Annotated in this window: 18 protein-coding genes; 8 read left to right on the top strand and 10 right to left on the bottom strand. The window is 67.7% G+C overall.

Annotation, left to right across the window (positions count from 1 at the left end; all coding sequences use genetic code 11):
* Positions 1-321 precede the first annotated feature (321 nt).
* Positions 322-1,899: a lysine--tRNA ligase gene (locus HL653_RS03195; RefSeq protein WP_171743234.1), complete on the top strand. Its 1,578-nt coding sequence runs from the start codon at positions 322-324 to the stop codon at positions 1,897-1,899.
* A 219-nt stretch (positions 1,900-2,118) separates the two neighbouring features.
* Here HL653_RS03195 and HL653_RS03200 read toward each other — a convergent pair whose 3' ends face one another.
* Positions 2,119-2,850 carry a PEPxxWA-CTERM sorting domain-containing protein gene (locus HL653_RS03200; RefSeq protein ID WP_253717485.1) on the bottom strand — a complete coding sequence of 244 codons (732 nt, stop codon included), beginning with the start codon at positions 2,848-2,850 and terminating at the stop codon, positions 2,119-2,121.
* 726 nt (positions 2,851-3,576) lie between these two features.
* Here HL653_RS03200 and HL653_RS03205 point away from each other — a divergent pair.
* From HL653_RS03205 to pgl, 6 genes are read left to right on the top strand one after another with little or no spacing between them, the layout of a single operon-like run.
* Entirely contained in the window at positions 3,577-4,128 is a 552-nt protein-coding gene (locus tag HL653_RS03205; protein ID WP_171743235.1) for a DNA/RNA non-specific endonuclease, read from the top strand.
* Entirely contained in the window at positions 4,115-4,537 is a 423-nt protein-coding gene (locus HL653_RS03210) for a hypothetical protein (protein ID WP_171743236.1), read from the top strand. Before HL653_RS03205 ends, HL653_RS03210 begins: the two co-directional genes overlap by 14 nt.
* Before the next feature lie 59 nt (positions 4,538-4,596).
* Complete coding sequence (locus HL653_RS03215; protein WP_171743237.1) at positions 4,597-5,262, top strand: DUF1345 domain-containing protein; 666 nt, start codon at positions 4,597-4,599, stop codon at positions 5,260-5,262.
* 53 nt (positions 5,263-5,315) lie between these two features.
* Entirely contained in the window at positions 5,316-7,262 is a 1,947-nt protein-coding gene (locus HL653_RS03220; protein ID WP_171743238.1) for a M61 family metallopeptidase, read from the top strand.
* Positions 7,263-7,322: 60 nt separating this feature from the next.
* On the top strand, positions 7,323-8,774 hold the full coding sequence (gene zwf / locus HL653_RS03225; RefSeq protein ID WP_171743239.1) for a glucose-6-phosphate dehydrogenase: 1,452 nt from the start codon (positions 7,323-7,325) through the stop codon (positions 8,772-8,774).
* Complete coding sequence (pgl, locus tag HL653_RS03230; RefSeq protein WP_171743240.1) at positions 8,767-9,471, top strand: 6-phosphogluconolactonase; 705 nt, start codon at positions 8,767-8,769, stop codon at positions 9,469-9,471. The genes zwf and pgl overlap by 8 nt, the downstream gene beginning before the upstream one ends.
* A gap of 164 nt (positions 9,472-9,635) precedes the next feature.
* Here the strand turns inward: pgl and HL653_RS03235 are convergent, their stop codons facing one another.
* The 9 genes from HL653_RS03235 to HL653_RS03275 form a co-directional block, all read right to left on the bottom strand.
* A complete protein-coding gene (locus HL653_RS03235; protein WP_171743241.1) occupies positions 9,636-9,815 on the bottom strand; it encodes a hypothetical protein in 180 nt (59 codons plus the stop codon).
* A 351-nt stretch (positions 9,816-10,166) separates the two neighbouring features.
* Positions 10,167-11,975 carry a response regulator gene (locus tag HL653_RS03240; protein ID WP_171743242.1) on the bottom strand — a complete coding sequence of 603 codons (1,809 nt, stop codon included), beginning with the start codon at positions 11,973-11,975 and terminating at the stop codon, positions 10,167-10,169.
* Positions 11,972-13,636 carry a response regulator gene (locus HL653_RS03245; RefSeq protein ID WP_171743243.1) on the bottom strand — a complete coding sequence of 555 codons (1,665 nt, stop codon included), beginning with the start codon at positions 13,634-13,636 and terminating at the stop codon, positions 11,972-11,974. The genes HL653_RS03240 and HL653_RS03245 overlap by 4 nt, the downstream gene beginning before the upstream one ends.
* The gene (locus tag HL653_RS03250) at positions 13,633-14,655 is read right to left on the bottom strand and encodes a chemotaxis protein CheB (protein ID WP_171743244.1); all 1,023 of its coding nucleotides are present in this window, start codon (positions 14,653-14,655) and stop codon (positions 13,633-13,635) included. The genes HL653_RS03245 and HL653_RS03250 overlap by 4 nt, the downstream gene beginning before the upstream one ends.
* 37 nt (positions 14,656-14,692) lie before the next feature.
* Entirely contained in the window at positions 14,693-16,735 is a 2,043-nt protein-coding gene (locus HL653_RS03255) for a response regulator (protein WP_171743245.1), read from the bottom strand.
* Positions 16,736-16,739: 4 nt separating this feature from the next.
* A complete protein-coding gene (locus tag HL653_RS03260; RefSeq protein ID WP_216599942.1) occupies positions 16,740-18,395 on the bottom strand; it encodes a methyl-accepting chemotaxis protein in 1,656 nt (551 codons plus the stop codon).
* A 2-nt stretch (positions 18,396-18,397) separates the two neighbouring features.
* Positions 18,398-18,946 (bottom strand): chemotaxis protein CheW, encoded by a 549-nt coding sequence (locus tag HL653_RS03265; protein WP_171743246.1) that lies wholly within the window; start codon positions 18,944-18,946, stop codon positions 18,398-18,400.
* Positions 18,943-20,361, bottom strand: a complete 1,419-nt coding sequence (locus HL653_RS03270) for a protein-glutamate O-methyltransferase CheR (RefSeq protein ID WP_171743247.1) — start codon at positions 20,359-20,361, stop codon at positions 18,943-18,945. Before HL653_RS03270 ends, HL653_RS03265 begins: the two co-directional genes overlap by 4 nt.
* Entirely contained in the window at positions 20,358-20,879 is a 522-nt protein-coding gene (locus HL653_RS03275; protein ID WP_171743248.1) for a chemotaxis protein CheW, read from the bottom strand. The genes HL653_RS03270 and HL653_RS03275 overlap by 4 nt, the downstream gene beginning before the upstream one ends.
* 252 nt (positions 20,880-21,131) lie before the next feature.
* Between HL653_RS03275 and argE the strand changes: the two genes are divergently transcribed.
* The gene (gene argE / locus HL653_RS03280; protein WP_171743249.1) at positions 21,132-22,316 is read left to right on the top strand and encodes an acetylornithine deacetylase; all 1,185 of its coding nucleotides are present in this window, start codon (positions 21,132-21,134) and stop codon (positions 22,314-22,316) included.
* Position 22,317 lies beyond the last annotated feature (1 nt).

The following is a 22,317-nucleotide window of genomic DNA, read 5'->3' on the forward strand; positions in this document are numbered from 1 at the left end:
GCCAGGGATTGAACTTGCGCCCGATCTCGTCGGGAGATCGCACCCGCCGTCCTGTTCGTATCCAGACGGAAAACGCCCGCTGCCGATGTTCCCCGAGCCCTGCATTCGACACCTCCGAATCGCGAAGGCGAGAACATTTGAGGAACATTTTCCTACAAGTCAAAGCGTCTTCGCGCTGCTCCGTCCGAAGCGGATCGGATTGATGACCAGCAGCTCCCGGCAACTAGAGCGCGGCAACGCCCGATCTGCCGGCTCCGCCTCCAGAGCCAACACCCGCAACCAACCTTCCCCCTGCGCCCCCCCGCCGCTACAGGCGCTCCCATGTCCACCACCGATCCCGCACTGCGCGAGGCTGCTCTCGCCTCGAAGGCCTGGCCCTATGAGGAGGCGCGCAAGCTCCTCGCCCGTTATCCGCAGAGGCCCGCCAAGGGCGAAGTGCTGTTCGAGACGGGCTATGGCCCCTCGGGCCTCCCGCATATCGGCACGTTCAACGAGGTGCTGCGGACCACGATGGTGCGCCGCGCCTTCCAGCAATTGTCCGACGTGCCCACGCGCCTGATCGCCTTCTCGGACGACATGGACGGCCTGCGCAAGGTGCCGGACAATGTGCCGAGCAAGGAGATGCTGGCCGCCAATCTCGGCAAGCCGCTCACGCAGATCCCGGATCCGTTCGGCACGCACGAAAGCTTCGCGCATCACAACAATGCGATGCTGCGCGACTTCCTCGATCGCTTCGGTTTCGAATATGAATTCCTGTCCTCCACGGACATGTATCGCGGCGGCCGGTTCGACGAAGCGCTGAAGAGCATCCTGCGCCATTATGACGCGATCATGGGCGTGATGCTGCCCACCCTCCGCAAGGAGCGTCAGGCGACCTATTCGCCCGTTTTGCCGATCAGCCCCAAGAGCGGCATCGTGCTGCAGGTGCCCGTCACGGTCGTCGATGCCGAGGCCGGCCTCGTCCGCTTCGAGGATGAGGGCGACATGATCGAGCAGTCGATCCTGTCCGGCGGCGCCAAGCTGCAGTGGAAGGTGGACTGGGCGATGCGCTGGGTCGCGCTGGGCGTCGATTATGAGATGGCGGGCAAGGATCTGATCGATTCGGTCCAGCAATCGTCGAAGATCGCGCGCGTCCTCGGCGCGAAGCCCCCGGAAGGCTTCAATTACGAGATGTTCCTCGACGAGCATGGCGAGAAGATCTCGAAGTCCAAGGGCAACGGCCTCAGCCTGGAGCAATGGCTGACCTATGGCCCGCAGGAGAGCCTCGCTTACTTCGCCTATCGCGAGCCCAAGCGCGCCAAGCAACTCCACATGGGCGTGATCCCGCGCGCGATCGACGATTACTGGAAGTCGGCCACCGATTTCGCCGGCCAGACGATCGACCAGCAATTGAGCAATCCGGTGCGCCACATCCATGATGGCCCGCCGCCGCTCGCCGCGCCCGCCGTCAGCTTCGGCCTGCTGCTCAATCTGGTGGGCGTGCTGGGCGCGGAGGCGACGCCGGATCAGGTCTGGTCCTATCTCAGCCGCTATGCGCCCGAAGCGACGCCGGAAAGCTCGCCCTCGCTGGCGGCGCTCATTCCGTTCGCGATCGCCTATCATCGCGACGTCGTCGCCGCCGGCCTCGCCCGCCGCGCGCCGACCGAGCAGGAGGCCGCCGCCCTGCGCGATCTCGACGCGCGCCTGGCCGCCCTGCCCGATGGCGACGCCGAAGCCTTCCAGAACGAGGTCTATGAGGTCGGCAAGGCCCACTTCGGCAAGGAAGCGCTGCGCGACTGGTTCAAGGCGCTCTACGAAACCCTGCTGGGCTCCAGCCAGGGGCCCCGCATGGGCAGCTTCATCGCGCTCTACGGCCTCGAAAACAGCCGCAAACTGATCGCCGACGCACTGGCCATGTGAGCCATCTCTCGTCCCCTCCCAGGAGAGGTACGAAATTGGCCAAAGTCACAATCCCGTTTGTGCTGGGCTTGTCGAAGCACCGTCCTTCTCTCTGAAGACACAGAGAAAAGAAGAACGGCACCCTTCGACTGCCCGCCAAGGCAGGCGCTCAGGACAGGCTTCGACAGGCTCGGTGCAGACGGAGATAAAACCGAACCACGGCTCTGCCCGCAGGAGGGCTCAGGCGCGGCTGAACCCTGTCCGGCGATGACGCCGCATCGCCATCCCGATCATCCCGAAGCCGCCGATGAACAGGGCCCACGAAGCCGGCTCGGGCACCGGCGCGGCGACCAGACGCTCCACCGCGGTCAGCGTCGCGAAATCGCCGGCCGATTCTCCGGCGATCAGATTCTGGTCGCGGTCCCTCACCGACCAGGATGCGAGCAGCTGATCGGTCCTCCGGCCCACCTCGCGGTTCAGATAAGCGACCAGCAGATCCGGCGTCACCGGCATGAGCGGATCCGGAACCGCCGAATCGCAGCACATGTCGATCACCATCAGGTAATTGTAGGTCAGCCCGGTATTGGGATCGTCGATGTGGATCGACTGATAGATCATGAAATCCGAGCTGATGAAGCCGTGACCGAAGACCGAGTGACTGATCCCCGCGGATGCGTAGACCGGCCCGTTCGCGAAGCCGGCGGCCCAGGGGCTCGAGGCGTCCGGCAGAAACGGACTGTCGATCGTCATGTTCTCGGCAGGATAGCCGGTGGCGATGCCGCCCCCGTAGACATTGTAGGTATCGATGGGCAGCACGACCGTAATCGTGAAGGGCTGCAGCGCCGGCGGGACAGAGCCGGTATAGGATGGCTGATAGGTGCCGGTGAACGTCATCTTCACGCTGTCCGCATGAGCCGCCGCCGCACCGCCCAGCAAAATGATCGCTGCAAATATCATCCGAATGATTCGCATGCCGCCTCTCCCACTTTTACCGTGGGCGAATAGTTTCATGGGCGGAGAATATGGTAAAGAAATCTTTGCGGCTTCAAGTTAAGCCCGGATCATGGTATCGATTCGATCTTAATTCTTGATCGAAACTTAAGATTCCGCCGCGCCCCCCGCCGCCTGCTTCCGACCGACGCATGACAGGCCGGACCGCACGCCCACCAACCACCCTATGCCCCGTCATTCCCGCGAAAGCGGGAATCCATGGACAGCGAGTGATCGCGGCCGCCCACCCACAAGTCCACCGCCTCCATGGATTCCCGCCTTCACGGGAATGACGTCCACTGCTGAAAAGCGGACACTCGCCTTCAGGGGGGATCGTGGTCGAAGCTCGCCGGTCGGCAGCGAAGGTCCTTTCGCGCATATGTCGAGGAAACGGAACATGTAGAGAACATTTTTCTGGACTTGTTGGATAATTCTGGCCAGATGTCCTCGCCGTCCTGATTCGAGGTGCGGCGATGTCTCTTTCCACGGATGATGAGCGGCGAGCTTTTTCGCTCTGGTTGCGTACGGGCCGGAGGCTGGTTGTGCAGCCCGGCGGCCCCGTCCACAGGTAAAGTATAACCACTGGCACGATCCACGAGACGGCAGGTTCACCCATAGCGGAACCGGGCAGCACGACGGATCGTGGGGCGGTGGCGGTTTCACAGGCGGTGGCGGCGGCAGTTTCGGCGGCGGGGGCGCTAGCGGAACATGGGGCGAGCCTCCGCCGAAGCGGCGCAAACCGCAGAGGATTTCTCATGCCGCTTCGCCCAGAAAGCCGATCAATTCATCGGCCAGCGTGTCGGTGGTGCACAGCGATCGGCCGGCGCTGCGGCGTACAGCCGCAACGGATATCATTTTGACGTTGATGCATACGGGCGAACCAAGGACATACAGGGGACGATAAGCCGAAGCGCACCGAACGCGCGGTCCCGCACCATGCAGAGACGGGCGGGACTGCCGGATCGCCGACCGAACGAAGACGGAGGCCATTTCATCGCGCCACGCTTCAATGGCCCGGCCGAAGCTTTCAATCACTTCGCGCAGGATGCCAATTTCAATCGCGGCGCATATCGTGCGCTGGAAGACCAATGGGATAAAGCCGCAGGGGCTGGGAAGAAAGTCGATGTTCGGATCATGGTCTTCTACGAAGGGCAGTCCAAGCGCCCCGCCCAGATTGTCGTATCATATGCGATTAACGGCGAAGTAAGGCGACGCACCTTTCCGAATGAGAGACAGGAGAAGCTGAATGCCAAACGATAGGATCAGCCAACTTCTAAGCCTCATCGGCGAAATTCTAAACGATGACACCAAATATCCAATTGAAAACACTCTGCTGTATGTCGAAGTTGAGCCTGGGATGGTAAGCTCGGACATATTCAAAGATGGCGGAACAAATGTCATATATCGGTGGGTCTTGAGCTCAAGACTGACGGAAGCCTTGTTGGATCTCTGGGAGGCCGCGGATCCGGATAAGCGTTGGGCTGAGATGGAACATGTGATCCGTGACGGCACATTTCATGCGCATTTCAGCTACCCCGGCGAGATCGACAAGGAGGAAGACGAATTTGAACGGCGCACACGGATCGTAAAACGCTATTTCGGCGACCGGCCTATCGTATATCCGCCGCTGCCTGAGCCAGGGCAGGATTTGCGGGAATTCGAACTCTAGCAACGCCGCAATGGCGAGCGCGCTTTGGAACGCCACCGCAACATTTTTGTTAAGACACCATGCCGACGCCCGACACCCGCCCCTTCCGCCTCGGCAATCGGATCGCGCCGCCGCGCTTCCTCGCGTTCATCACCTTGTTCGTGATCGGCTGGGGCGTCGCCGGCGCGCTGTGCGGCCTGCGCGTCGGCGGGATGATCGCGTTCGATGTCGCGGCGCTGGTTTTCCTCGCCAGCCTGATCCCGCTCCTTTCGGCCGACGCGAAAAGCATGCGCGCCATCGCCCGGCAGAATGATGCCAATCGCCTCGGGCTGCTCGTCGTCACCGGCATCGTCACGGTGGCGGTGCTGGTCGCGGTCGCGGCCGAGCTCAACCAGGGCAGCAATCCCAAGCCCCTCGCCGTCGCCGGCATCATCGGCACGCTTGCGCTCGCCTGGCTGTTCTCGAACAGCGTCTACACGCTGCATTATGCCCATCTCTTCTACACGGAGAGCGCGCGCGAGCGCGGCAGGGACAGCGGCGGCGTCAGCTTCCCGGACACCCCCGAGCCCGATTACTGGGATTTCGTCTATTTCGCTTTCTGCCTCGGCATGACGTTCCAGACGTCCGACGTGGAGATCAACAATGGCCGCTTCCGCAAGGCCGTCACCGCGCATTGCCTCGCCGCCTTCGTGTTCAACCTCGGCGTGATCGCTTTCACGATCAATGTCCTCGGTGGATCGAGCTAAGCGCGCGCCTATCGGGCTGGACAGGCGCGCGGCAGGGGCGCAACAGCGCCTCCATGATCCGCTCCTCCGCTGCCTTCGGGCTCGCCGCCGCTCTCCTCGCCACCACCGCTTTCGCCCAGGTCGATCCCGCCCCGACCGGTACGTCTAAGCCGCAGCCGACCCCGATCGTCGACACGATCGCGCCGGCCAAGGACGTGGCCTATCCCGGCACGATCACGCTGAAGGTGGATGCGACGGACGTGATCCACGGCATCTTCCGCACGACCGAGACGATCCCGGTCACGCCCGGCGCGCTCACTTTGCTCTTCCCCAAGTGGCTGCCCGGCAATCACAGCCCGTCGGGCGTGATCGACAAGATGGCGGGCCTCACGATCACGACGGCCGACGGCAAGACGATCCCCTGGAAGCGCGACATGGTCGACGTCTTCGCCTTCCATCTCGATGTGCCCGCCGGCACCACCGCGATCACCGCCACCTTCCAGTATCTGTCGCCCACGGCCGAAAATCAGGGCCGCGTGGTGATGACGCCCGAAATGCTGAACCTGCAGTGGGATTCGGTCGCGCTCTATCCGGCCGGCTATTTCACGCGCGGTATCCTGATCAAGCCGAGCGCGGTCTATCCGGAGGGCTGGACCTCGGCCACCGCGCTGCGCCCGTCGGGCCCGTCCACCGCCAAGGGCGGCCTCGTCGATTACGCCCCGGTCGCGTTCGATACGCTCGTCGATTCGCCGGTGTTCGCGGGCAAATTTGCGCGCACTGAGACGCTCTCGCCGCAGGTTACGCTCAACGTGTTCGCGGACAAGGCCGCCGATCTGGCGATCACGCCGGAGGAGCTGAAGATCCACAAGGATCTCGTCGCGCAGGCGACCAAGCTCTACGGCGCCCAGCATTACGATCATTATGATTTCCTGCTGGCGCTGACCGATCGGCTGGGCGGCATCGGCCTCGAGCATCACCGCTCGTCCGAAAATTCGCACGACACCGATTATTTCACCAAGTGGAAGGACAACGCCTCCGGCCGCGACCTGCTGGCGCACGAATATACGCACAGCTGGGACGGCAAATTCCGCCGCGGCGCGGATCTGTGGACGCCCGATTATCGCACGCCGATGCGCAACACCTATCTGTGGGTGTATGAGGGACAGACCCAGTTCTGGGGCAAGGTGCTCGCCGCCCGCTCCGGCCTGATGAGCCATGACGAGGCGCTGGACGTGCTCGCCGCCACCGCCGCCTCCTACGAATATCTGCCCGGCCGCGCATGGCGCCCGCTGATCGACACCGTCAATGACGAGATCATCAATCCGCGCCGCCCGATGGCCTATCGCAGCTATTCGCGCTTCGAGGATTATTACGAGGAAGGCGCGCTGATCTGGCTGGAAGCGGACGGCATCATCCGCGAGCAATCGAAGGGCAGGAAGTCGCTCGACGATTTCGCGAAGGCCTTCTTCGGCGTGAAGGATGGCGACTGGGGCGAGCTGACCTATGATTTCGACGAGATCGTCGCCACGCTCAACAAGGTCCAGCCCTATGACTGGGCCACCTTCCTGCACCAGCGCGTCGACGAGGTCCGCCCGCATGCCCCGCTGGAGGGCATCACGAAGGGCGGCTACAAGCTCGTCTTCACGGACGAGCCCGGCACGGTCTGGACCTCGGGCGAGAAGAAGCGCCACGCGATCAATCTCACCTATTCGCTCGGTCTGACCGTGGGCAAGGACGGCATGGTCGGCAGCGTGATGTGGGACAGCCCCGCCTTCAAGGCCGGGATCACGCCGGGCACCAAGCTGGTCGCGATTGCGGGCCAGGCCTATGCGGATGACGATCTGAAGGACGCCGTCACCGCCGCCAAGGGCACGTCCACGCCGATCCAGCTTCTGATCAAGCAGGGTGACGCTTTCCGGACAGTGGACGTGGTCTGGAACGGCGGCCTGCGCTATCCGCACCTGGAGAAGGTGACGAAGGGGCCGAGCAGCCTCGACGCGCTCTACGCTCCGCGCAAATAGGACCATCCACGGGAATTACCGCGCTTTCTGATGGCGCGCTCTGCACAGGGAAGGACGATCATGGGAACGCCGGCCAACACCCTTTTGCTGTTCGGTGTCACCGGCGATCTCTCGCGCCGGATGCTGCTGCCGTCCTTGTTCAATCTGGACGCGGACGGGCTGCTGCCGCCGGAGCTGAAGATCGTCGGCACGGCCCGCCAGCCTTTTGGGGATGACGGGTTGAAGCAGACAGCGCGCACCGCGCTGGAGCCGATCGTGGCTGATCGCGGGCTGGACGCGGCGATCCTCGATCGCTTCTGCGCGCGCCTGTCCTATGTGGCCGCCGACGCCTCCGATCCGGACAGCTTCGGCGCGCTGGGCGATGCGATCCGGGACCGCGTGGGCGACGGGCTCGCCATCTTCCTGTCGACCGCGCCCAGCCTGTTCGAATCGACGATCGCGGGCCTCGAGAAAGCCGGGCTCACGGGCCCCACCGTGCGCCTCGCGCTGGAAAAGCCGCTGGGCCAGGATCTGGAATCCAGCCGCGAGATCAACGATGCCGTCGCCCGCGTCTTCCCCGAGGACCGCACCTTCCGCATCGATCATTATCTGGGCAAGGAAACCGTCCAGAATCTGATCGCCCTGCGCTTCGGCAACGTGTTGTTCGAGCCGCTGTGGAACGCGCAGGGCATCGATCACGTCCAGATCACCGTGTCCGAGACGGTCGGCCTCGAAGGCCGCACCTCCTATTTCGACGGCATGGGCAGCCTGCGCGACATGGTGCAGAATCACATGCTCCAGCTGCTCGCGCTCGTCGCGATGGAGGCGCCGACCGAGTTCGCCGCCAATGCGGTGCGCGACGAGAAAGTGAAGGTGCTGCGCTCGCTCCGTCCGGTGGATGCCGCGCGCGAGACGGTGATCGGCCAGTATGTGGCGGGCGCCGTCGCCGGAAAGCCGGTGCCCGGCTATCTCGACGAGCTGGGTCAGCCGTCCGAAACGGAAACCTTCGTCGCGATCAAGGCGCATGTCGATAATTGGCGCTGGCACGGCGTGCCTTTCTATCTGCGCACCGGCAAGCGCCTGCCGACGCGCCGGTCGGAGATCGTGATCCAGTTCCGCGGGGTGCCGCATTCGATCTTCACCGGGCGCAGCGCCGCGCTGCAGCCCAACCGGCTGGTGATCTCGATCCAGCCGGACGAGAATATCAGCATGACGATGATGGCGAAGCAGCCGGGCCTGGATCGCGGCGGCATTCGTTTGCGCGAAGTGCCGCTGGATATCCGCATGCCCAACGCCTTCGCCGACGTGCGCAAGCGCATCGCCTATGAGCGGCTGTGGATCGATCTGATCGAGGGATTGCCGACACTGTTCGTCCGTCGCGACGAGGTGGAGGCGCAATGGCAATGGATCGACGCGATCCGCGAGGGCTGGGCCGCCAACAGCATGAGCCCCAAGCCCTATGCGGCGGGCACCTGGGGCCCGGCCGCCGCGATCGCGCTGACCGAACGGGATGGAGTGAGCTGGAATGATTGAAGCGGAATGGTGGGACTATGAGGAGCGCGACGAATTCGTCGACGCGGTCGCCGGCGATATCGGCTTCATCATCGAAAGCGCGCTGGAGGCCCGCAAGGATTGCCTGCTCGCGCTCTCGGGCGGCAAGACGCCGATCGCCGCTTATGAGAAGCTCGCCCAGCAGAAGCTCGACTGGAAAAAGGTCACGATCATCCCGGTCGACGATCGGCTGGTGAAGGTGGACGATCCCGCGTCGAACGTGGGCATGCTGGCCAAGATCTTCCTGCCCAAGGGCGCGCGCGTCGTGCCGCTGGGCGCGGATAACAAGGATTACAAGCAGGCTGGAGCCGCCGCCGACGCGCGCCTGCAGGATCTGCCCTGGCCGCCCGATCTGGTGCTGCTGGGCATGGGCGAGGACGGGCACACCGCCTCGATCTTCCCCGGCCCGGATTATGATGCGGCGCTGGATGCGCCCAAGGCGCGCCGCGCGATCGGCGTGATGCCGGAGCCCCTGCCGAAGGACGCGCCCTATGCGCGCGTGACGATGACGAAGGCGGCGATTCTCTCCGCCCGCGCGATCATGATCGCGCTGACCGGCCAGAAGAAGCGCGACGTGCTGGAACAGGCGATCGAGCAAGGCGCCGGCTCGCGCCTCCCGATCGGCCGCGTGCTGGCCGAAGCCGAGCAGGCGATCGATATCCACTGGTCGGCGGAATAAACGGAGCGGCAGCCGGCGCTGGCTGGCTGCCGCCCTTTATCCATCCGTTTGGTTCGAGCTTATCGAGAACCGGCTAGGCTTCGAGCGAAGTCGAGAAACCGGGATGCGGATCGCGACCTGAATGGTTCTCGACAAGCTCGAACCAAACGGGGGTTGTCAGCAGCTCAGGCCAAGGGCCCCGAATAGAACCAGCGCCGCGTCGCCTGCGTGCGGACGAGCAGGCAGCCGCAATCGCGACAGGTGGTCTGGATCGTCCCGCTCATATTGTTGCGGACGGGTACGCGCTTCGGCCGGTGCTGGCCGTTCGCACAGATATGCGGTTCCATCTTGAATGCCGTCGCCATCGTCGCTGCCTCCATGGCCGTGGAGGTGCGCCGGCAACGTCTCGCCCGGATGTCGCAAATATTTCCGGGATGAACGAAACTGCCGATACGATTGAGACACGATTCGGCAACCCAATCGGGTTCGCTGGCGCAATGCGAGGAAGATCGCATTTCGGGCGCCGAAAGGCGCAAACAAAACGCAAAAAGGCCCGGCTCGAGGGGGAAGCGAGCCGGGCCCATTGTCGTCGGCGGAAGGGGGAGCCGCCGAGCCGGCTGGCAGGCCCTAGGGAGGGAAGCCTGCTGCCGTGAAGAGGAGATAGGTTCGCCCCCCCGGCGCTTCCAGATGCTTTAGCTTGGGGCCCGAAAAGATTCTTAACGGGCCTCGCCGGTGATCGTCTTGCAGGCACACAGCGCCGCATCCAGCTCGCTCTGCGTGAAGGGTTTCCGCAACGATCCGACATGCGGCGGCAGTGCGATCGTATCGGCAAAGCCCGTCACGATCAGCACCGGCGTTCCCGGTCGCGCCCGCTCGATCGCCTCCGCGATTTCCGCGCCGGATAGTCCGGGCATCGCGAAATCGGTCATCACCAGATCGAACGGTTCGGCCGCGAACAGCGCCAGCGCCGCCGCGCCCCCGGACACGGAGACCACCTCATGCCCCAGCGCGCGCAGATACTCCTCCGATACGGCGCGCACCGCCGCGTCATCCTCCGCCAGCAGCACGCGCAAGGCGCGGCACGCATCCGGATTTTCCGACGCACCGGCGGCGGGGGCCAGCTCGCCGGCCGAACGCGGCAGCCAGATCGTGACGGTCGTACCCTGCCCGATCTCGGTCTCCAGCGTCACGCGTCCGCCCGCATTCACCGCCATCGCATGCACCATCGGCAGGCCCAGGCCGGTGCCGCGCCCGCGCTCCTTGGTGGTGAAGAAAGGCTCGAACACGCGCGCCGCCACCTCGGCCGTCATGCCCTCGCCGCTGTCGATCAGCGCGATCGTCGCATAATCGCCCGCGCGCAGATCGGCATCGCCCGCGGCCACCACGGCATTGCGCGTCGCGATCCGCACCTGCCCGCCGCCCGGCATCGCATCGCGCGCGTTGATCGCCAGATTGAGGATGGCGAGCTCCAGCTGCTCGGGATCGGCATGGACCGGCCAGATATCGGGCGCGAGATCGAAGACGACCTCCTTCAGCTCGGTCGTCCGCAGGATCAGATCGCGCATCCCCAGCACGATCGCATTGGGATCGGCCGTCTCCACCGTCATCTCGCCCTGCCGGCTGAAGCTCAGCAGGCGCTTGGTCAGCCCCGCGCCGCGCCGTGCCGCCTCGGACGCGCTGTCGATATAGCGGACGAGGCGCGGATCCTCGGCGCGCGCGGCGGCCAGCTCCAGATTGCCGTTCACCGCCGTCAGCAAATTGTTGAAATCATGCGCGATGCCGCCGGCGAGGGTCCCCAGCGCCTGCAATTTCTCGGATTGCTGGAGGCGCAGCTGCAGCCGCCTCTGCTCGCTCTCGTCGGAGATCACCTTGAGCAGATAGGCGCCGCCGTCGATCTCCAGCGGGAAGCGGCGCACGCGACGGTAGAGCGGCTGGCCGTCCGCGCCGATCTCGCGCAATTCCTCGTCGCCCACTTCGCCGCTGGCCATCACCGCGCGGTCCTGCGCCTGCCCCTCGGGCGTCATGACCTCCGCATTGCCGCGCACCACCCGGCCTTCGCCGTCGATCACGCCCACCAGATCGGGCGACCGCTCCACCAGAGCCGCGAACAACGCCTGCTCGAACGACAGCTCGCGCCGTAGCCGGGTGCGCTCGGCCGCGCGCGCGATCATCGCGCGCAGCGCCTCCGGCTCCCAGGGCTTGTGGGCATAGCCGCCGATGCGGCCGTCATTCACCGCCGCGATCACCGCCTCGATATCGGCATAGCCGGTCAGCAGCAAAGTCTCGGCCGCGCTGATCTCCCGCGCGCGCGACAGGAACACATGGCCCGGCATCTCCGGCATGCGCTGGTCGGAGACGATCACGGACACGTCGGGCTCGGCCGCCAATATCTCCAGCGCGCGCGCCGGCGAAGTCGTCGTCAGGACGCGATAGTCCTCGTCCAGCAGATCCTCGAACGCCACGAGGATCTCGGCTTCGTCATCCACCAGCAGCACGGTGGGCCGTTCGGGGGGCGTGGCACTCATGCGGCGGCGGCCGCCATCGGCACGGACACGACGAACTCCGCCCCGCCCAGCGGGCTGGCGCCGATCCGCACCTCGCCCCCGTGCGAGCGCACCACGCCATAAGCGATGGCGAGGCCCAGCCCCGTGCCCACGCCGATATCCTTGGTGGTGTAGAAAGGCTCGAAGATGCGCGTGCGCGCCTCCTCCGGCACGCCGGGGCCGCTATCCCCGATCACGATCTCGTAGCGGTCGCCCGCCACGCGCGTGGCGATGGCGATCCGCCCGCCTTCGGGCAGCACGTCGGCAGCGTTGGAAAGGATGTTCATCACCACCTGGTTGATCAGCGCGGCCGAACAGACGAGCGTCGCCGGCGCATCATAGCGCCGCTCGACCACAATCGCATCGGGCAGTTTCGGCGCGAGCAGGGTGACGACGGCATCGATCGATTCCGGAATGTCGGTCGCCACCCGGTCGCCTTCGTCCAGTCGCGAGAAGCGGCGCAGCTTCACCACCAGTTGCTGGATGCGCGAAAGGCCCTGCTGCATCGATCCCAGCCGATCGATCGCGCGATCCAGCTTCGCCTCCGCGCCGCCCGTGGTCTGCGTCCGTATCTCCCCGATCAGCCGCTGCACCGTCGCCTGATGCGCGAGGATGAAGGCCAGCGGATTGTTGATCTCGTGCGCGATGCCCGCGACCAGCTCGCCCAGCGACGCCATCTTCGCGGCCTGCACCAGCTGCGCCTGCGTTTCGGAAAGCCGCGCATTGGCATCCGCCAGTTCGCGATTGGCCACCGACAGCGCCTCCGCGCCCGCCGCCTCGGCCTGGGCGGTGGCGATGGCGGTTTCGCGCTGCCGCTCATGCTCGGCGTGGCGCACCTCCTCGTCCCGCGCGAACTTGCGGCGGACGACGGCGCGCACGCGCGCGGCCAGCGTCTCCTGCTCCTCGGTCTTGGCCAGCACGTCGTCCGCGCCCGCCGCAAAGCCCTGCAGCGCGAGATCGCCGCCCGCCTTGGGGTGGCCGAGCGCGACGATCTCGAATCCCGCCGCGCGCTTGTCGGCCAGATCGCGGCACAAGGCGAAACCGTCAAAGGCGTCGCCGTCGACATCCACGATCGCGCAATCGATCGGCTCCTCCGCGATGGCGGCCATGCAGGCGGCGGGATCGGGCATGCTGCGGAGCTCATAGCCCTCGCCGGTGAGCATCTCGCGAAACGGATCGAGATCGCCCGCGCCCGAAACCAGCAGCAGCTTCGCCCGGCGGAAGCCCGCGACGCCGCCGCTCTCCGGCCGCCGCTGGCGCAGCAGCGCGCGCAGCCGGCCGAGCAGCAGCGCCCGGTCGGCGGATTTGGGCACATAGGCGCTGGCGCCGCTGTCCAGCCCATGCCGCTCCAGATCGCGCGAGGCGCCGCCCGTCAGCATCAGCACCGGCAGCGCCCGGCTCTGGCTGTTGAGCCGGACCATGCGGACCAGTTCGTCGCCATTCATGCCGGGCAGATGATAATCCACCACCAGCAGATCGGGCTGGGCCGTCGCCATCCGGTCCAGCGCCGCCTCGGCCGAGGCGACGCGCTCGGTGGCATAGCCTTCCTTCTCCAGCAGCAGTTGCAGCTGGAGCGCCTGCGTGTCCGAATCCTCGACGATCAGCACGCGCGGCGGCGTATCCGGATGCCCTCCCGCGCTCATGCGACCGCTCCGGTCCGGCCCACGGCCTGCAGGATCGTGTCCGCCATCTCGTCCAGCGGCACGGCCACCGCGCCCTCGCGCACGGCGGCGGCGGGCATGCCATAGACGATCGCGCTGGAGCGATGCTCGGCAAACACCCGCGCCCCCGCCGCCAGCATCGCGCGCACGCCCGGCGCGCCATCCTCGCCCATGCCGGTCAACACCACGCCGATCGCCGCCGCGCCCGCATGCGCCGCCACCGACTCCAGCAGCGTGGTCGCGGCCGGGCGCTGGCCGCGTACCGGCGGCTCGCGATCGATCGAGACGCGGCCCGTCCGGTCGATCCGCAGATGCTGGTCGCCGGGCGCCACCAGGATCGTGCCCGGCGCGGGCGTCATCCCCGCCTCGGCGATCGCCACGCGCCACGGCAGCACGCTGTCCAGCCAGCGCGCGAAGCCCGGCATGAAGGGCACGCCCATATGCTGGACGAGCAGCACCGGCACGTCGATCGAGGGCGGCAGCGCGGCGAACAGGCTCGCCAGCGCCTGCGGCCCCCCGGTGGAGGCCGCGCAGGCGATCAGCTTGGGCGCCACCGTCGGCCGGCCGGCGCGGCCCGCACGGTGCGGTGCGCCGCGCAGGCGGCGCCGCACCACCGGCACCTCGGCCATGATGCGGAGCTGCGTGCGGATTTCCTCGGCGATGCCCGCATAATCGGCATGGCTGATGCCCACCGGCTTCTCCACCACCGAGAGCGCGCCGCTGCTGAGCGCCTCCATCGTCGGCCCGAGCGATTCCTTCTCGATGCTGGCGGAGATCACCACGATCGGCGTCGGCTGCTCGGCCATGATCCGCCGCGTCGCCTCCAGCCCGTCCATGCCGGGCAGGCGGATGTCCATCGAGATGATGTCCGGCCGCACGGACGGGAGCGCCGCCAGCGCCTCTTCCGCGCTGCCCACCGCCGCCGCCACCGTCAGATGGCTCGATTCGCCGATGATATGCGTCAGCAACGCGCGGACCACGGGCGAGTCCTCGACGATCATCACCCGTATCGGCGTTTCGCTGTGCGACACGGGCACCTCAGGTCAGGCGCCGGACGGTCGCAAGCAATTCGCCCTGCTCGAAACTCTGCTTGGTCACATAGGCATCGGCGCCGAGATCGAGGCCCCGCTGGATATCGTCGGGAGCATCACGCGAAGTCATCATGACGACAGGAATGCCGGCCAGGGCCCGATCGTTCCGGATCGCCGCGAGTAACGTGAAGCCGTCCATGCGCGGCATCTCGACATCCGCCACCACCAGATCGATCTCCGCCCCCGGCGCGCGCAGCCGCCCGAGCGCATCGATCCCGTCCACCGACAGCAAGACGCGATAGCCGTGGCTTTCGAGAATGCCGCGCTCCAGCGTGCGCGTCGTGATCGAATCGTCGACCACCAGGATCGTCCGCTGCCGCTCCGGCACCGCGAACAGGGACGTCGCCGCCGCCTCCCCGGCACGGCCCAGCATCCGCCCGAGCAGCGCGTCGATCGACAGCACCAGCACCACCTCGCCCGCGGCATCGGTGGCCGTGCCCAGCACCAGCGGCATGTCGACCGCGACGTCGGTGGGATCGCCGAAGGCGAGCGGCCGCACGTCGCTGAGCGCATCGACGACGAGGAAGACCGCCGCTCCGTCCCGCTCGATCAGCAGCGCGGTCGCCTGCGCCGGCCCGGGCGCCGTCTCCAGCCCGAGCAGGCTCGCCAGCGCCACGATCGGCACGGCGCGGCGCACGCCCGCCACCTCCGTCTCGTAGGCCGGCCGGCCCTCCAGCGAGAGCGCCGCCGCCGGATCCAGCCGCATCAGGCGCGAGACGGCGTTGGTGGGGAGCGCGAAACGCTGCCCGCCCGCCTCGATCAGCAGCACCGCGCGCCGCGTGATCGTCAGCGGCACGGCCATCTCGATCCGGGTGCCGCCCTGCGCGCCGCGCGTCAGGCGCACCGATCCATTCAGCCGCCGCACCGCATCCGCCACCACCGCCAGCCCCACGCCCCGGCCGGAGAGATGGTCCGCCTCCTCGGAGGTCGACACGCCATGTTCGAACAGCAGGGCGAAGAGCGCCGCCTCGCCCGCGCTGGGCTCGGGCGGCAGCAGTCCGCGCCGCGCCGCCGCCTTGCGGATCGCGGCCGGATCGGGCCCGGCGCCGTCATCCTCGACCGCCACCACCAGCCCGCCCCGGCTCGCGCGGATCGAAAGCCGGATCGCGCCTTCCTCGGCCTTGCCCTTGGCGAGGCGCGCGGCGGGCCTCTCGATCCCATGACCGATCGCGTTGCGGACGATCTGCATCAGCGGATCGCGCAGCCGCTGGATCAGCCGCCGATCCGCCTCGGCGCCATCCTCCTCCACGGTCAGCCGCGCCTGCTTGCCCGCTTCCTGCGCCAGTTCCCGTGCCAGCCGCTCCAGCCCTGTCGCGAGCGCGGCGGCCGGCGTCAGCAGCAGGCGCTGGGCATCGGCTTCCACGATCGAGGCCGCGCGATTGACCCGATCGTCCGCCTCGATCCGGTGCGAGGCGAGCTGCAGCATCGCGAAATGCAGCCGGGCGAGGCGCGCGCTGATCTCCGCCATGGTCGTGCCCGGCACGGTGCTGGCGCGGCGTATCCCGTCCAGTTCGTCGCGCGTGGCGCGCAGATTGCTCGCGATCGTCGCGCGGAAATCCAGTTCCTCGCGCAGCGAGCGCAGCGATCCCGTCAATTCCTCCAGATGGCGGGACGAGATGCGGATCATCTCGTCGCCCGCCTCCTCGGCCACCGCCGTCGGCCCCGCTTCGGGCGCCACCGCGTCACCCGGATCGCCCGCATCCTCGATCGCGTCGATCAGCCCGCGCGAATCCGCGAGCATGGCCGGGCCGAACTGCCCCTGCGCCTCGGCCTGTTCCAGCAGCCCTTCCAGCGTGTGCGCCAGATCCTCAATTTCGGGCTGGTCGGCCGCGCGCGCCGCGCCCTTCAGGCTGTGCGCGCGGCGAAACAGATCGCGCAGGTCCGGCGCCCCGCCCGCCTCCGCCAGCGCGAGGCCCGCACGCAGCACCGCGACATGCTCGGCAAGCTCGGCCGCGAACACGCGCGCCAGCTGCTGGCGAAGCTCCTCCACGCGATCAGACCCGATAGCGCTCGGTGAGGCCCACCAGGGTCTGCGCCAGATTGGCGAGGTCGCCCGCCGCCTGATCCAGCTGGCGCGTGGAGGAGGCCGTCTGCTGGCTGGCCTGCCGGATATTCTGCAGCGCCAGCGTCACCTGTTCGATGCCGATCTGCTGCTGGTTGGTGGAGGCCACGATCTGCTGGAAGGTCTGCACGCTTTCCTGGATCCGCGCCGACATCTCCTCGATCGTCGATTGCGCGGTGTCCGTCTTCTCCTTGCCGGCGGCCACGCGCTTCACGCCTTCCTCGGTCAGCATCACCGATCCGTTGATGCCGCGCTGGATCTCGCCCAGCAGACTGCGCACCTGCCGCGTCGAATCCTTCGCCTGATCGGCCAGCGTCTTCAGCTCGGACGCGACGATCGCGAAGCTGCGGCCCTGCTCGCCCGCCGCCGCCGCCTCGATCGCGGCGTTCAGCGCCAGCAGGTGCGCGCGCTCGGAAATGTCGTTCACGGTCGAGATGATGTCGCCGATCGCAGCCGTCTTCTCGGAGAGCGAGACGATGTTCTGCGCCACCGTCTCGGTCTGCTCGCGGATCAGGTCCATCGCCTGCACCGTACCCTCGATCGCGACGATGCCCGCCTCGGTCGTCTGCGCCGTTTCCAGCGCGGCCGCGATCACGGTCTGCGCGCGGCGCGTGATCTGCGTGCCCGAATGGGTGATCTCGTCGACGGTCGCCGCCGTCTCCTGGATCGCGGCCAGCTGCTCCTCCACGCTCGCCGCCTGCTGCTGGGTCGAGGCGCGGATCTCGTTGGCGGCGGCGTTCAGGTCCACGGTCGCGCCCCGGCTCTGCCGCGCAAGGCCGCGCAGCCCTTCCACCATCTGGTTGAGCTGATGGCCCAGCCGGCCGATCTCATCGCTGCCGGTGGTCGCGGTGTGCGTGAGATCACCCTCGCCCACCTGCTCGCTGAACGCCATGAAGCCGGACAGCGGCCCGATCACGGAGCGGCGGATGGCCCAGGTTACCCCGATGCTCACCACCACGGCGGCCAGCACCCACAGCAGCACGGAAACGCGGCTCGCCTCATAGACGCGCGTGCCTTCCGCCAGCCCGGCGGCATCGATCTGCTTCAGCGTGTCCCGCATGGCCGTAACGATCGCCACCACGCGGGCGCGATCGGCCAGCACAGCCGGCTCCTGCGCCAGCATCGCCTCGCGATTGCCGCTCGTGATCGCCACGAACTGGCTCTCCACATCGCTCCGCAGCACGGTCAGCGCGTTCGCCGCCGCATCCAGCTGCCCCGCCATCTGCGTCCACAGCCGCGTGCGATCGGCGGAGATGGGAATGGCGATATAGCCGTCCACATCGCGACGCAGTGTTGCGACCCCGTCCTGGGCATCCTGCACCGATTTGCGCCAGTTGTCGCTCGGGTCCACCTCGCCCGGCGCCTGCCCGATCGCGAGCCTGCGCACCGCCGCCGTCCGCAGCTCGACCATCCGCGTCAGCGCGGACTGGACGGCGTCCAGCCGGTCCAGCGTGCCCATGTCGCGCTTCACCACCGCATCCAGCGTCGCGCGCACCTGGCCCACCTGATCGACGGCATAGAAGCCGAGCGCGATCAGCAGCGCGGTGACCACCGCGAACCCCAGCATGATCCGATTGGAAACCGACACGTTCAAAACCCTCTCTGCTGGCCCGCGAGGCCCAGCGCCTCCACGAGCAGTCTTCTGTTCACCAGCAACAGCCGTTCGCCATCGGCCAGCATCGCCTGCCGGGTGAGATCCTCGCCCGGCTCGCTTTCATCCTGCGCCAGCATCATCACGCCCTCGGCCCGATCGACGCGGAGCGCGAGCTTCGGACTGGTGCCGCGCAGCAGGAGCAGATGCCCCTCCCCGTCCCGTCGCGGCCGCGCCAGCCCCAGTGCCGCCGCGGGATCGACCACGTTGATCAGCCGCCCGCGCCGGGAGGCGAGGCCAATCAGCGTTTCGGGGGCACCGGGCACCGGCGTCGTCCGGCCCGCCGCCATCACCGATGCGATGTCGAGCAGCGGCAAGGCGAACCGCTCCGGCCCGACCATCCACACCATCACGGCAAGGCCGGACTCGACCGGGGCGCGGTCGGCGCGCAATTGCGCGGCCCGCCGCGCGAGCAGCCGGGCCGCGCGCGTGGGATCCAGCCCGTCCGTATCCAGCACGATGTCGGCGGCCGTCACGATCCCGCTCATGCGCCGGTGCCCCCGGCACCGGAGAGCCAGTGGCGGATCGCCTGTCGCAAATCGGCCGCGGTCAATCCTTCCCCCTCGGGCACGGGCGCGTAAGGGTCCGTCGTCGCCACCGCCTCGGCCGCATTGCCCAGCGCCCGGCGCCCCTCCTGCTCCCGACCTTCGCGCAGCAGATGCCGCCCCAGCAGATAATGCGCCATCACGAAGCCCTGATCGAGATACAGCGCCCCTCGCAACGCTTTCTCGGCACCGGCATGATCCTGCTCGGCCAGCGCCCCCAGCCCGTCGAGATAGAACAGCACCGGATCGCTCCCCCGCTCTCCCTTCAGCGCCCCGATCGCCAGGCGCGCTTTCTGCGTTTCGCCCTGCCCCAGCAGCAGGCGCACCTCGTCCAGCGAGGAAGGGGCGGGCTCGGGCGGGCGGGACGGCGGGGGAGTGGCGGGCAGTCGCCGGGGAACGGTGCGCGGCGCACGACGCGGCGGCAAAGGCGGGCGCGGCCGGGGCGGAGGCGCAGGCTCGGGCGCGCCCGGCCCCTCCGCCTCGCCCGCCGGCCGGGCATCGTCGCGCACATAGGCCACGATCCCGTCCAGCTCGACCGGCGCCAGATCGCTCTCCGCCGCCAGCCCCGTCTCCGCATGGCCCAGCAGCAGCTTGCCGTGCGTCGCCAGCCGCGCGCCCAGCGCCGAGACGAGCCGCACGCCCACGTCGGGCCGGAAATAGATCAGCAGATTGCGGCAGAGGATCAGATCATAATTGTTGCGCCCGATCGCGGGCGCCGGATCCAGCAGGTCGAGCAGATTCTGCCGCTCGAACCGCACCATGCCGCGATAGGCCGCCTTCAGCCGCCAGCGATCCTTCTCGGGCTGGAACAGCCGCGCGCGCTCCGCGGGCTCCACCGCGCGCAGCGCCCAGCCGCCATAAAGCGCGGCGCGCGCATCGGCGAGCGCACCCTCGTCCAGGTCGGTGCCCAGGATCGAGACGCTCCAGTCGCCCACCTTCTCGCCCAGCAGATCGTGGATCAGCACCGCCAGCGAATAGGGTTCGGCGCCCGTCGAGCAGCCCGCGCTCCAGATGCGCAGGTGGCGATCCTCGGCGTGGCGCGCGATCATCGCGGGCAGGATATGCGCCCTCAGCGCCGCGAACTGCTCGGCGAAGCGGAAGAAGAACGTCTCCTTGATCGTCAGCTCGCTTTCCAGCTGACGCCATTCGCGCGGCCCCATCGCCGGATCGCGCAACCGCTCCAGATAGAGCCCCGGATCGGCGATGCCGATCGCGGCCATGCGCCTGCCGATCTTCTCGGCGAGCTGGCCGTCCTTGTCCTCGTAATAATGATGCCCGGTCTCGGTGACGATCAACGCCTTGATCGCGGCGAAGGCCGGATCGTCGACGGGGGCGAGGGTGCGGCGCGCGTGGCTCATGCCGGCACCCGCCATTCGCCCAGCCGCCGCGCCGCCTCGGCCCCCAGCGCCGCCAGCGCCTCCCGCTCGGCCGCCGCCAGCAGCCGCGCGGCCGACAGCACATGCACGCGCCCTTCGTCCGTCTCGGCCAGCGCGATCGCGCAGCTGTTGAGCGTATCGGCCGGATCGAGCGGCAGAATCGCCTCCTCCGGAACCACGATCGCCTCCTCCGCACGGTCCACCAGCAGGCCCGCCCCGGCCTCGCCCAGCTGCGGCAGGATCAGGATATGCGCGTAGAGGCCCGCATGCTCGGGGGTCGGCACGCCCAGCAGCACGCCGCCGTTCAGCACCGGCAACACCGCGCCATCCAGCGGCAGGAAACCGAAGACCGGGCGCGGCGCGGTCGGCGGGCGCCAGAGCGGCGGGATCGGCAGGATCGAGCGGACCTCGGCGGCCGGAAAGGCGATCCGTCGATCGCCGATTCGGGCGATGACCGTCCAGCCTCCCGTCCAGGGGCGCGCATCCTCCGCTCCGTTCATGTCCCTGGCATAGCCCTCCTGCGATCAGGAGCAACGCGTTTCGGGGAAACAGGCCCTGAACCTGTCGAGATTCCAGTACTTCCAGCAAACCCGTTCGTGCTGAGCTTGTCGAAGCACCGTCCTGCTTCTTTCTGCCGGCACCAGAAAGAAAAGAACGGCCCTTCGACAAGCTCAGTGCAGACGGAAATGGGGGCTGGAGATCGGAACGGGGGACTTTTTGCGTCCCCGCCCCGCCCGTCCTATCCTCGCCCGATGACCGATCCCGCATCGCCCGACGCGCTCTTTGCCGAGGCGCTTCGCCAGCTCGCCCGGCTGGTGGCGTTCGACACCACCTCGCGCCTCTCCAACCTCGCGCTCATCGACTATGTCGAGGCCGAGCTGGCGACGATCGGCGTCACCGCCACCCGCGTCGCCAATGAGGATGGCGCCAAGGCCAATCTCTACGCCACGATCGGACCTGCGGTGCCCGGCGGCGTCGTCCTCTCCGGCCACACCGATGTCGTCCCCGTCGACGGCCAGCCCTGGACCAGCGATCCCTTCTCGATCACCGAGCGGGACGGCCGCCTTTACGGGCGCGGCACCTGCGACATGAAGGGCTTCGTGGCGCTCGCGCTCGCCGCCGCCAAGGCCGCCGGCGCCGGGCCCGCTCTGCCGCGCCCGATCCATTTGGCCTTTTCCTATGACGAGGAGGTCGGCTGCCTCGGCGCACCCTCGATGATCGCCCGCATCGCGAAGGAGCTTCCCGCCCCCGCCGCCGTGATCGTGGGCGAGCCGACCAACATGGAGGTGGTGAGCGGCCACAAGAGCATCTCCACCTGGACGGTCACCGTCACCGGCCATGAGGCGCATTCCAGCCTCACGCATCTGGGCCTTTCCGCGAACATGGCCGCGATCGGCCTGATGAGCCGCCTCGCCACGATCGCGGAGCGGCTGGTAGGCGAGGCCGATCCCGCCTCGCCCTTCCGCCCGCCGCATGCCACGCTCACGATCGGCGAGATCGCCGGCGGCACGGCCGTGAACATCCTCGCGCGCCAGTGTCGCTTCGTGTTCGATCTGCGCTGCCCGCCGGGGCAGGATCCCGACACGATCGTGGCGCCCTTCCTCGAAGCCGCCCGGCAACTCGACGCCGAGATGAAGGCCCGCTTTCCGGAGACGGGCGTCGTGGTGGTCCGTCGCTCCACCACCCCCTCCTTCGCGCCCGTGCCGGACAGCGCGGCGGAGCGGATCGCACGGCGACTGGCGGGCGACAACGGCCCCGCGCGCGTCGTCTCCTACGCGGCCGAGGCGGGGCAGTTCCAGGGCGCGGGCTTCGCCACCGTCATCTGCGGCCCCGGTTCGATCGAGCAGGCACACCAGCCGAACGAATATGTCGAGATCGCCCAGATGGAGCGCGGCGCGGCCTTCATGACGCGCCTGCTGGAGATGCTGCGGGAATAGG

The organism is Sphingomonas sp. AP4-R1, assembly GCF_013113735.1.
Classification (GTDB): Bacteria; Pseudomonadota; Alphaproteobacteria; order Sphingomonadales; family Sphingomonadaceae; genus Sphingomonas_I.